At 74.0% G+C, this 11,572-nt stretch carries 9 protein-coding genes; 4 read left to right on the top strand and 5 right to left on the bottom strand.

The annotated features are described in order from the left end of the window. Window positions 1-249: hypothetical protein (locus BN344_RS20040; RefSeq protein ID WP_197022208.1), on the bottom strand; the 249-nt coding region annotated here is incomplete at its 3' end. A 115-nt stretch (window positions 250-364) separates the two neighbouring features. On the opposite strand from BN344_RS20040, the gene BN344_RS01725 reads away from it, so the two are divergent. Beyond that, window positions 365-1,294 carry an LLM class F420-dependent oxidoreductase gene (locus BN344_RS01725; protein WP_040336780.1) on the top strand — a complete coding sequence of 310 codons (930 nt, stop codon included), beginning with the start codon at window positions 365-367 and terminating at the stop codon, window positions 1,292-1,294. 15 nt (window positions 1,295-1,309) lie between these two features. Here BN344_RS01725 and BN344_RS01720 read toward each other — a convergent pair whose 3' ends face one another. Then, a complete protein-coding gene (locus BN344_RS01720) occupies window positions 1,310-2,353 on the bottom strand; it encodes a class I SAM-dependent methyltransferase (RefSeq protein WP_040336779.1) in 1,044 nt (347 codons plus the stop codon). Between the two features lie 179 nt (window positions 2,354-2,532). On the opposite strand from BN344_RS01720, the gene BN344_RS01715 reads away from it, so the two are divergent. Continuing rightward, window positions 2,533-3,228, top strand: coding sequence for a winged helix-turn-helix transcriptional regulator (locus BN344_RS01715; protein ID WP_040336778.1), 696 nt, complete (start codon window positions 2,533-2,535; stop codon window positions 3,226-3,228). A 7-nt stretch (window positions 3,229-3,235) separates the two neighbouring features. On the opposite strand, the gene BN344_RS01710 is transcribed toward BN344_RS01715, so the two are convergent. Continuing rightward, window positions 3,236-5,536, bottom strand: coding sequence for a putative bifunctional diguanylate cyclase/phosphodiesterase (locus BN344_RS01710; RefSeq protein WP_051515413.1), 2,301 nt, complete (start codon window positions 5,534-5,536; stop codon window positions 3,236-3,238). A gap of 263 nt (window positions 5,537-5,799) precedes the next feature. On the opposite strand from BN344_RS01710, the gene leuS reads away from it, so the two are divergent. Continuing rightward, the gene (gene leuS, locus BN344_RS01705; protein WP_051515412.1) at window positions 5,800-8,718 is read left to right on the top strand and encodes a leucine--tRNA ligase; all 2,919 of its coding nucleotides are present in this window, start codon (window positions 5,800-5,802) and stop codon (window positions 8,716-8,718) included. 12 nt (window positions 8,719-8,730) lie between these two features. On the opposite strand, the gene lipB is transcribed toward leuS, so the two are convergent. Next, a complete protein-coding gene (gene lipB / locus BN344_RS01700) occupies window positions 8,731-9,378 on the bottom strand; it encodes a lipoyl(octanoyl) transferase LipB (protein WP_040336777.1) in 648 nt (215 codons plus the stop codon). Between the two features lie 9 nt (window positions 9,379-9,387). Then, window positions 9,388-9,840: a hypothetical protein gene (locus BN344_RS01695; protein ID WP_040336776.1), complete on the bottom strand. Its 453-nt coding sequence runs from the start codon at window positions 9,838-9,840 to the stop codon at window positions 9,388-9,390. 193 nt (window positions 9,841-10,033) lie between these two features. On the opposite strand from BN344_RS01695, the gene BN344_RS01690 reads away from it, so the two are divergent. Beyond that, window positions 10,034-11,572: a serine/threonine-protein kinase gene (locus BN344_RS01690; protein WP_040336775.1), complete on the top strand. Its 1,539-nt coding sequence runs from the start codon at window positions 10,034-10,036 to the stop codon at window positions 11,570-11,572.

Raw genomic sequence — 11,572 nt, 5'->3', positions numbered from 1 at the left:
CGGGGCCAGCGTCTCGCGGGCGCTCGCCACGGCCGGTGCGGCCGCGGCGGCGGCTGCCGCGAACTTGGGCGCGACTGCCTTCTGAGCGGCGTCGATGCGGGGCGCGGCCGCCTCGCGGGCGGCCACCATCCGCGGGCCGAGCTGCTCGACGGCGAGGCGACCGGCCTCGGTCGCCGCCGTCCCGATGTGCGCGAAACCCTCCTGGAGCTCGGTGCCGATGACCTGACCGCGCGTCTTCTTGCGGAACACGAGCTGCACCTTTCGTAGATCGTCTTCGGGCCATCCTGCCCGCTGGCGGCGGTGAGCACACCCCGAGACCGCAGGTCGGAGCGCGGAGTGACCCACGCCTCGCTAGCGTCGGGGCGTGCAGCTGCGGATCTTCACCGAACCCCAGATGGGCGCCACCTACGACGACCTGCTCGCCGTGGCACGGCGCACCGAGGAGACCGGCTTCGACGCCTTCTTCCGCTCCGACCACTACCTGACCATGGGCGGCGACGGCCTGCCCGGCCCCACCGACGCCTGGGTCACCCTCGCCGGGCTGGCCCGCGAGACCAGCCGGATCAGGCTGGGCACGCTCATGACGGCGGGGACCTTCCGCCTCCCCGGGCCCCTGGCCATCTCCGTCGCCCAGGTGGACCAGATGAGCGGCGGGCGGGTCGAGCTGGGCATCGGCTCGGGCTGGTTCGGCCAGGAGCACGCCGCCTACGGCATCCCGTTCCCGTCGCTGGGCGAGCGGTTCGACAGGTACGAGGAGCAGCTCGCGATCATCAGCGGTCTCTGGAGCACGCCGCCGGGGGAGACGTTCGACTTCGACGGCCGCCACTACCAGCTGTCGAACTCTCCGGCGCTGCCCAAGCCGGTCCAGTCCGGTGGCATCCCGATCCTGGTCGGCGGCGGCGGGAAGAAGCGCACGCCGCGGCTGGCGGCCCGCTACGCCGCCGAGTTCAACGTGCCGTTCATGTCCGCCGCGGACAACGCCCGGCTCTTCGCCGGGGTGCGCGAGGCCTGCGACGAGACCGGTCGCGACCCCGCGTCGCTCGTGTACAGCTCGGCCCTCGTCCTATGCGTCGGCAAGGACGAGGCGGAGCTCGCCCGGCGCGCCGCCGCCATCGGCCGGGAGGTCGACGAGCTGCGCGAGCACGGCGTCGCCGGGACGCCGGCCGAGGCGGTGGACGTCATCGGCCGCTACGCCGAGGCCGGCGCGCAGCGGATCTACCTGCAGGTGCTCGACCTCGCCGACCTCGACCACCTCGACCTCGTCGCCGCGGAGGTGGCGCCCCAGCTGTCCTGAGGCGCCCCCGTCCGGTCACGGCCGGCGGCCCCAGGTGAGGGCGTGCATCGGCGTGAGCTGCGCCGAACCCAGGTCGGTGAACCCGTGCCGGGTCAGCAGGTCGTCGTAGGCCGACCGGGGGAGCAGTTGGTCGTCGATCTGCGCCTCGAAGAACTGGATGCCGCTCATGACGCGGCCCGGGGTGCTCCGCAGTCCCTCGTCGGTGTCGGGGAACGGGAAGTCGGAGACGACGAACCAGCCACCGGGCTCGAGGGCGGCCATCACGTTCGCGGCCACGCGGTCGATGTCGCGGCACTCGTGCATCGAGATGTTGTTGATCACCAGCGTCGCCTGCTCGCCGAGTGCCATGTCCTCCAGTGCGCTGTGCACCAGGGTGATCCGGCCGGCCAGGCCGGCCGCAGCGATGCGCTCGCGGGCCCGGTCGATCGAGTGGGCGTCGCCGTCGACGCCGACGACCGTGCAGCGCGGGTACGTGGTGGCCAGCCGGATGGCGCCCACCCCGGCCCCGCACGCGGTGTCGACGACGGTGCACCCGGCGGTGAGCCGCTCGGCGAGGCCGGGCACCCGCTCCAGCCCGCCGGGTACCAGGCGCGTGTAGAACGGCGTGCCGGTCCCGGCCACCGCGGCGATCCACTCGGGGCTGGTGTCCTCCCACCACATGCGCTCGCCGCTGGACAGCGACGCCTCGAAGCGGTCGAACACCTCCCCGGCCTCGCAGACGCCGAAGACACCGCCGACGAAGGCGGGGGAGCCGGTGGCCAGGAGCAGCGTCGCCATGTGGTCACCCAGGCGGTAGCCGCCGTCGGCGCGCTCCAGCACGCCGGCCCCGAACGCGGCCCGGCACCAGACGGAGACGTAGAAGGGATCGAGGGACAGGGCGTCGGCGAGGTCGTCGGCGGTGCTCCCCGGTCGGTCGGCCAGCGCGCGGAGCAATCCGCTGCGCAGGCCGAGCGAGACGGTGCGGTGCCCGACGTAGCCCGCGACGAGCGCGAGGACCTGGGGCGCGGTCTCGGCGAGCGTGCGCGGAGCGGTGACGGGGGCGGGGGCGGTGGCGGTCATGGCGGTCTCCAGAACTGCGGATCGGGATGGACCGACGGTCCCGCCGCACCGGCCGCCGTCCCCAGTGCTGGATCTGTAGCCGGCCGGTACTGCATCTGTACCGCGCCGGCGGCACTTCCCCGTGCGCGGCCGGAGTCCTACGGTCGGCGCATCCCACCAGCGGGGTGAGGGGAGGGCTCATGCCCTCGGAGTACGGCCAGTTCTGCCCGGTGGCCAAGGCGATGGAGCTGCTCGACGAGCGGTGGACGCTGCTCGTCGTCCGCGAGCTGATGCTGGGCAGCCGGCACTTCAACGCCCTGCGGCGCGGCGTGCCGCGCATGTCCCCGGCGCTGCTCTCCAAGCGGCTCCAGACCCTGGCCCGGGCCGGGGTCGTGGAGCGCTGGCAGGAGGGGAACCGGGTCAGCTACCGGCTCACCGACGCCGGCCTGGAGCTGGCACCGATCGTCGAGGCCGTCGGCCGGTGGGGGGTGCGCTGGGTGCCCGAGCTCGGCGACAGGGACCTCGACCCGCACCTGCTGCTGTGGGACATGCACCGCAACGTCGACGCGGAAGCGGTGCCCGACGGGCGGACGGCCATCGGCTTCGAGTTCCCGGAGCTCCCCGCCCAGCGCTGCTGGTGGATCGTGATCACCGGCGACGGCGTGGACGTGTGCGACGTCGACCCGGGGTTCCCGGTGCGGGTGACCGTTCGATCGGACCTGCGGACGCTGACCCGCGTGTGGCGCGGCGACGTCGACTGGGCGACGGCGCTGCGGTCGGGTTCCCTCGAGCTGCTCGGGGAGCCGCAGGCCTGCCGGGCCCTGCCCCGCTGGCTCGCGCTGACCGACGTGGCGCGCACGCCTCGACCCTCACGGCGGCCGGTCGTCGCGGTCTGACCGGGCGTCAGTGCCGGCCCGAGTGCTGCACGTCCACCAGCGGGTGCGAGGGCTGCTCCAGCCAGCGTCGGAAGTCCGCCACCGGCATCGGGCGGGCGATGGCGTAGCCCTGGGCGATGTCGCAGCCCAGGCCGGCCAGCGCAGCACAGCTCGCCGCGTCCTCCACGCCCTCGACCACCAGGCGCAGGCCCAGATCGTGGGCGAGTGCCGCGGTGTGCCGGATGATCGTCGCCGCCCGCAGGTCGTCGGTCGCGTCCGCGGTCAGGCTGCGGTCGAGCTTGAGCTCGTCGGCGGGCAGGTGGCGCAGGTAGGCCAGCGAGCTGTAGCCCGTGCCGTAGTCGTCGATCGAGGTGCGCACGCCCAGGCGGCGCAGCGCGCCGAGCACCTGCCGGCCGCGCTCGGGGTCGGCCATCAGAGTGTCCTCGACCAGCTCGAGCATCAGGGCCTCGGGGGGCAGGCCGTGTCGGTCCAGTGCCGCCTGCACCTTGGCCGGCAGGTCGACGTCGTTCACGTCGGCGGCCGCGAGGTTCACCGAGATCGGCACGCCGTGGGTCGACCACCAGCCCTGCGCGGCGGTGAGTGCGAGCTCGAGGACCTTGTCGGTCAGCGGCCGCAGCAGTCCGGCCTGCTCCGCGGCGGGCAGGAGCTCGGCGGGGGAGAGCAGCCCGCGGACCGGGTGCTGCCACCGCACCAGGGCCTCGACGCCGACGACGCTGCCGTCGGCGAAGGCGACCTGCGGCTGGAGGTGGACGAGGAGCTCGTCGCCCCGCAGCGCGGTACGCAGGTCCTCCATCGTCCGGAGCCGGTCCCCGCTGCCGCCGTGCGGATCGGGGACGTAGACGTGCACGCCCTCGCGGGCAGCCTTCGCCGCGTACATCGCGACGTCCGCGCAGCGCAGCAGCTCCTGGACCGTCGCGGCCGGGACCGGCGCGGTGGCCACGCCGATGCTGACGCCGACGTGCAGCCGGATGTCCTCGACCGGGAAGGGCTGGAGGATCAGGGCTCGCAGGCGCTCGGCGCGCTCCTGGGCCTGCTCCAGCGTCGCGTCGGGCAGCAGGACGGCGAACTCGTCGCCGCCCAGCCGCGCGAGCACCTCGTCCGGGCCCAGGGCCGGCAGCAGTCGGGGGCCGATCTGCCGCAGCAACTGGTCGCCGGCGGTGTGCCCGAGGCTGTCGTTGACCTCCTTGAAGCCGTCGAGGTCGAGCAGCAGCAGGGCGGCGGGACGGCGGGCCGTGGCGGTGACCAGCACGCGCTGCCCTTGCTCCAGGAGGACCCGGCGGTTGGCCAGCCCGGTCAGCTCGTCGGTCCGCGCCTGCTCGCGCACCTCGTTGTAGGCACGTACCTCGCGGAACGTGGTGAAAGTGCGGGCGATGGCGGCCAGGCTGCAGCCGATGGCCAGCCAGGCGGCTCCGACGGGCAGTTCGTCGCCCCAGCCGACCATCAGGACGACGAGGCTCGACAGCTGGCAGACCAGCGGGACGGCGAGCAGCCGCCATCCCAGCCGGGCGCCGTCCTCCGTGCTGGCCGGCGGGGCCGAGCGGGCGAGGTAGGCGGCGAGCGCGACCAGCGTGACGCTGGACAGCCAGGTGAGCTCCAGGGGGCCCCCGTCGACGTACGTGCCGTTCACGGTGCGCGAGAACAGGATCAGGTCGCCGACGAAGATGAAGCTCAGCGCGAGGACGAGCAGGCCCAGCGTGCGGTCCAGACGGATGCCGAGGATGGAGCCGACGGCGAAGAGCATCGCGACCAGCAGCACGTCGGTGGCGGGCATCCCCAGCTGGACCAGCGGGACCGGGTCCCGGCCGGGCGCGGGGTCCAGGTAGGGGCCGATGAGGAAGGCGACGCCGACCGCCGCGGCGCCGAGGGCGCCGATGACGCCGTCGAGCCACATGCTCGGGTGGAAGCGGGGGACGCGGGCGCGGATGAGCGCCACCAGCGTGACGTAGAGCGTCAGGTACCCGGCCAGGTTGAGCGCGTCGACCGCCAGGGTGGAGTTCGCGGCGCCGTCCGGGCCGGCCTGCCAGGTGCGCAACGCGTTACCGGCGGTACTGAGCAGCAAGGCCACCGACAGGGCCCGCCAGGCGAGGCGGTCGGCGGGGGCGCGGCCTGCGGCCGTCCAGCACAGGGCGACGACGGGCAGGTACGCGAGGTTGTAGAGGACCCGGTCGTAGGCGCCGTCCCAGACCGGGCCGGCGGGGCGGGGACCGACACCGGTGGCGTAGGCCAGGACGCACACGACCGTGAGGACCAGCAGCCCGCTGGGAGACAGCAGGCGCCGTCCACCCTTCAGCGCGCGGAGACCGGACACGGTGAGTCCATCGGCTCGGGAACGCCCGGCCAGGACCGGCGCCGGAGGGGTTCGACCCGGAAGGGTGAGACGCCGCCGGCGGTGTCCGTCCGACGTCCCGGGAGGGCGCCGGAGTAGGCTGGCCGCGTGACCAGGCGGCTCCTGCTTCGCCGGCCGTGCTGATCTGAGCAGTCCGGACCAGCACGGCGACCCCTCCTGCGTGAGGGGTTTCTTCATGTCTGCCGCCGGTACGAGCGTGCCGCACACTTCCGGGAGCACCAGCGATGAGCCAGACCGCCGACCAGCACCACGCCGAGCATCCGGCCGGTGACTTGCCTCCCCACCGCTACACCCCGGCGCTGGCGCAGCAGATCGAGCTCGGCTGGCAGGACCGCTGGGAGGCCGAGGGCACGTTCCACACGCCGAACCCGACCGGCCGGCTGAGCGCGGGCTTCGACAAGGTCGCCGACCGGCCCAAGTTCTTCGCGATGGACATGTTCCCGTACCCCTCGGGTGCGGGCCTGCACGTCGGCCACCCGCTGGGCTACCTGGGCACCGACGTCACCAGCCGGTTCCGCCGGATGGACGGCGACAACGTGCTGCACCCGATGGGCTACGACGCGTTCGGCCTTCCCGCCGAGCAGTACGCGGTGCAGACCGGGCAGCACCCGCGGGTCACCACCGAGGCCAACATCGCCGCGATCAGTGCGCAGCTGCGGCGGCTGGGCGTCGACCACGACCAGCGGCGTACGTTCGCCACGATCGACCCCGGCTACTACAAGTGGACGCAGTGGATCTTCCTGCAGATCTTCGGCTCCTGGTTCGACGAGGACGCGAACAAGGCCCGGCCGATCGAGGAGCTGGTCGCCGAGCTGGACGCCGGCACGCGCGAGCCCGCTGCCGGGACCAACCCCTCGGGCCGTCCGTGGGCGGAGCTGGACGAGCGCGAGAAGAAGACCGTCGTCGACGCGCACCGGCTGGCCTACCTGAACGAGGCCCCGGTCAACTGGTGCCCGGGGCTGGGCACGGTGCTGTCCAACGAGGAGGTCACCGCCGACGGGCGCTCCGAGCGGGGCAACTTCCCGGTGTTCCGGCGTCCGCTGAAGCAGTGGATGATGCGGATCACCGCCTACGCCGACCGGTTGCTGGCCGACCTGGACCGGCTGGACTGGTCGGACTCGCTGAAGCTGATGCAGCGCAACTGGATCGGCCGATCGACCGGCGCGAAGATCCGGTTCCGGGTGGGTGGGGGCGAAGCCCTGGGATCAGACGTGGGGGAGACCATCGAGGTCTTCACCACCCGCCCGGACACGCTGTTCGGCGCCACCTACATGGTGCTGGCGCCGGAGCACCCGCTGGTCGGGTCCCTGACGGCCGCCGCGTGGCCCGCCGACGCCGACCCCCGGTGGACCGGGGGAGCGGCCACCCCGGCCGACGCCGTGCGCGAGTACCAGCGACAGGCCTCCCGCCGCTCCGAGCTGGACCGCCAGGACGCCGGCCGCGAGAAGACCGGCGTCTGGCTGGGCGTCAGCGCGGTCAACCCGGTGAACGGCCGCGAACTGCCGGTGTTCATCGCCGACTACGTGCTGACCGGCTACGGCACCGGCGCGATCATGGCCGTGCCCGGTGAGGACGCCCGCGACTTCGAGTTCGCCGAGACCTTCGGGCTCCCCGTCGTCCGCACCGTGCAGCCGCCCGCCGACTTCGAGGGCGGCGCCTACACGGGCGTCGGCCCGATGATCAACTCGGCGAACGACGAGATCTCGCTGGACGGCCTGGACAAGGCCGCAGCCATCGCCCGGGTCACCGAATGGCTCGTCGGGAAGGGCGCCGGCGAGGCGACCACGACCTACAAGCTGCGCGACTGGCTGTTCAGCCGCCAGCGGTACTGGGGCGAGCCGTTCCCGATCGTCTACGACGAGGACGACCGGCCCGTCGCCGTACCCACCTCGATGCTGCCGGTGCTGCTGCCCGAGGTGGACGACTACTCGCCCAAGACCTTCGCCGACGACGACGCCGACTCCGCCCCGGAACCGCCGCTGTCCCGCGCCACCGACTGGACCACGGTCGAGCTCGATCTGGGCGACGGGCCCAAGAAGTACCGCCGCGAGACGAACACGATGCCCAACTGGGCCGGGTCGTGCTGGTACTACCTGCGCTACCTGGACCCGGGTGACGACGAGCGCATGGTCGACCCCGAGCTGGAGCGCTACTGGATGGGGCCGCGCGAGCCGGGCGACACGGGCGGCGTCGACCTCTACGTCGGCGGTGTCGAGCACGCGGTGCTGCACCTGCTGTACGCCCGCTTCTGGCACAAGGTGCTGTTCGACCTGGGCCACGTCTCCAGCGAGGAGCCGTTCCGCCGGCTGGTCAACCAGGGCTACATCTCCGCCTACGCCTACACCGACGAGCGGGGCTTCTACGTGCCCGCCGCCGAGGTGGTGGAGAAGGACGGTCGCTTCTTCCACGAGGGCAACCCGGTCGACCGCGAGTACGGCAAGATCGGCAAGAGCCTGAAGAACATGGTGACGCCGGACGAGATGATCGACGCCTACGGCGCCGACACCTTCCGGGTCTACGAGATGTCCACCGGCCCGCTGGAGCAGTCTCGGCCGTGGGAGACCAAGGCCGTCGTCGGCTCGCAGCGGCTGCTGCAGCGGATCTGGCGGGTGGTCGTGGACGAGGTCTCCGGTGCCGTCCGCGCGGCCGACGACGTCGAGCCCGCCGAGGAGACGCTGCGGGCGCTGCACAGGGCGATCGACGGCGTCCGCGACGGCTACTCGACGCTGCGGTTCAACATCGCCATCGCCCGGATCACCGAGCTGACCAACCACCTGACCCAGACCTACGGCGCCTCCTCGCCGGTGCCGCGGTCGGTCGTGGAGCCGCTGGTCCTGATGGTCGGGCCGCTGGCGCCGCACCTGGGCGAGGAGCTGTGGTCGCGGCTGGGGCACGACGGCTCGGTGGCCTGGGCGCCGTTCCCGGTGGCCGAGCAGCGCTGGCTGGTCGAGGACACCGTGCAGGTCGCCGTCCAGGTGAACGGCAAGGTGCGCTCGCAGGTGTCGGTGCCCGCCGATGCGGACGCCGCGGCGTTGGAGGCGGCGGCGCGCGCCGACGAGAAGATCGCCGGCTACCTGGACGGGGCGACCGTCCGCCGCGTCGTCGCCGTCCCGGGCCGGCTGGTCAACTTCGTGCTCGGCTGAGACCGGACCCCGTCAGGCGGGGACCGTGGTCGTGAGGACGGCGCGCACCGCCGCCTCGACCGGGTCGAGCGCGTCGGCGACGGAGACGTCCCGCCCCAGCTCGGCGGACAGCGACGTGACACCGGCGTCGGGGATGCCGCACGGGACGATGGCCCCGAAGGCGCCGAGGTCGGGATCGCAGTTGAGCGCGAAGCCGTGCATGGTGACCCCGCGAGCCACCCTGATGCCGATGGCCGCGACCTTCCGCTCGGGACGGCCGGTCGCCGGATCTGCCGGCAACCAGACGCCGCTGCGGCCCTCGACCCGTCCCGCGGTCACCCCGAAGCCGGCGCACACCTCGATGAGGGCGCCCTCCAGCCGGCGGACGTACGCGACGACGTCGACGGGGTCGGTCAGCGCCACGATCGGATAGCCCACGAGCTGGCCGGGACCGTGCCAGGTGATCTTGCCGCCGCGGTCGACGTCGACAACGGGAGTGCCGTCCGCGGGGCGCTCGTGCGGTTCGGTGCGCTTGCCGGCCGTGTAGACCGACGGATGCTCCAGCAGCAGCAGCGTGTCGGCACCCGTGCCGGCGACCCGCTGTCCGTGCAGCTCCCGCTGCATCTCCCAGGCGTGCTCGTAGGGGACGAGGCCCGCGCGGATCACCCGCAGTTCGGTCACCGCTCCAGCCTAGGCCGGTGCGACCCGATCAGCCGACGGATGAGCTCCGTGCAGGCGCTCCTTGGCCACGGCGATGGGGAACTGACCGACCAGCGCGGGGAGCACCCAGAAGAGCCAGTTTCCCGTCTCGGCCACCAGGAGAGCGGTGACCAGCGCGATGTAGGACCCGCCCAGCAGGTGCGGCTGCGCGGTCTGCCACCGTGGCCAGGCCCGCCGGCGGGCGAGCGCGCCCGTGAGGGCGAGCGCCTGGGTCAGCACCGCCACCGGGAGCAGCCAGAGCAATCCGGGTGTGGTGACCGCGAGGGCTCCGCCGCTGGCGCTGACCACGCCGACCGAGGCCTGGTAGGCCGCTGCGCCTCGCCGGGCGGCCCGCCCGTGGGCGCGAGCCAGGAGCCACCCTGGCCCGAGCAGCAAGCCGGCCGTGCCGGCCAGGACGTGCACGGTCATCAAGGGGTCAGCCATGGCCGGGTCTCTCTCGTGGGGGCAGTGAGGGGGACCCGGCCAGATGCCGGGACAGGTCGAGCCTGCCCCGGAGGACCCGAGCTCCGCGTCCACCGGGCGGTTGACGGGGGCCGGCGCCTCGGACGCCTCGCGCCGGCCCGCCCCTGTGGACAACCGGCCCGCCGTCCGCCCGGATCGGCTTACGGTCCCGGACATGTCCGTCGCCGAACCGGCTGCCGCGCCACCCGTCGTCCCCGGTTACACGCTGCAGGAGCCGCTGGGGCGGGGCGGCTCGGGCGAGGTGTGGCGGGCCGTGCCGCGCCGCGGAGGTGCACCCGTGGCGATCAAGGTGCTGGTGGAGGGCGACCCCCAGCGGCAGGCACGGGAGGCGGCGCTGCTCGGGGAGCTGGACCACCCCCACCTCGTCCGGCTGATCGAGGTCGTCCACCAGCCGCGCCGCGGCGGCGGGGCCCCCCGCGTAGCGCTCGTCCTCGACCTGCTCGAGGGCGGCAGCCTCTCCGCGCTGCTGGCCGCCCGCGGCCGGCTCGACCCCGGTGAGGTGGTGACCGTCTGCGCGCCGATGGCCGCGGCCCTGGCCCACGCCCACGCGCACGGGATCGTGCACGGCGACCTCTCGCCGGGGAACATCGTCTTCACCGCCGAGGGCCGGCCGGTGCTCACCGACCTCGGTGTCGGGCGGATCCTGGGCGAGACGTCGGCCGCCGAGGTCACACCCGCCTACGTCGACCCGGCGGTCGCCCGGGGCGGCGCGCCGGGACCGGCGTCGGACGTGTTCGGCGTCGCCGCCGCGGCCTTCCACGCCCTCACCGGCATCGCGCCGTGGAACGCGGCCACCCCCGCCGACACGCTGGTCGTCGCGGCGCACGGGTTCCTCCCCGACCTCGCGGAGCTGGCCCCGGAGGCGCCGCCCGCCCTGCTCGAGGTCATCGGCCGGGGGCTCGCGGCCGATCCGCACCAGCGCGGCTCGGCGGCCGCCTTCGCCCTGGACCTGCGGCACGCCTGCCGGCCGGAACCGGTGGCGCTGACCGCCGCTGCCCCGCGGCGCGGCTCGGATCCGCGCACCGAGCTCACGCACGTCGTCCCGGGCCGCCGGCCGCGCCCGGCGCACGTGGTTCGGGAGCCGGCCGGGCGGATGGAGCGGCTCCGTGAGCTCCTGGACGACCGCCGGGCGGCTGCGCTGCTCCGGCCGGTCGCCGTCGCCGCCGTCGTCGTCGCGGTCCTGGGTCTCACCGGCTGGCTGGGCGTGCGATGGGCGGAGGGGGAGGGTGACGGGACGTCGGAGGTCACCGCAACCGCCCCGGCCGCGGCCCCGGACCAGGCGGCCCGGGAACCGGTCACCGCGCAGGAGTGGACCGACGTCGTCACCGGGCTGTACGGCCGGCGGGCGCAGGCCTTCGCGTCGGCGTCGGCCGACCCGCTCGCGGGGGTGTGGGCCGAGGGCAGTCCGCAGCGTGCAGCGGACGAGGAGCACGCCCGGGCCCTGGCAGCCACGGGGGAGGCGCTGCGCGGCTTCGCGCCCGCGGTTCACGACGTCGCGGTCGTCTCCCTCGCGCCCGACCGGACGGAGCTGCGGTTCTCCGACGGCTGGCCGAGCTACGAGGTCGTCGCCCGGGACGATCCGGAGGGACCGGCGCTGCGCACGGAGCCCGCGCGGGCACCCACGCCGGCCCGGATGGTGCTGCTCCGCACGGTCGACGGGTGGCGGATCGAGAGCGTGGAGCGGCTGGGATGA

Origin of the sequence: Candidatus Blastococcus massiliensis AP3, from assembly GCF_000582785.1 — a bacterium.
Classification (GTDB): domain Bacteria; phylum Actinomycetota; class Actinomycetes; order Mycobacteriales; family Geodermatophilaceae; genus Blastococcus; species Blastococcus massiliensis.
Note: the sequence above shows the minus strand (reverse complement) of the source record. Positions and strands in the feature narration are given on the sequence as shown.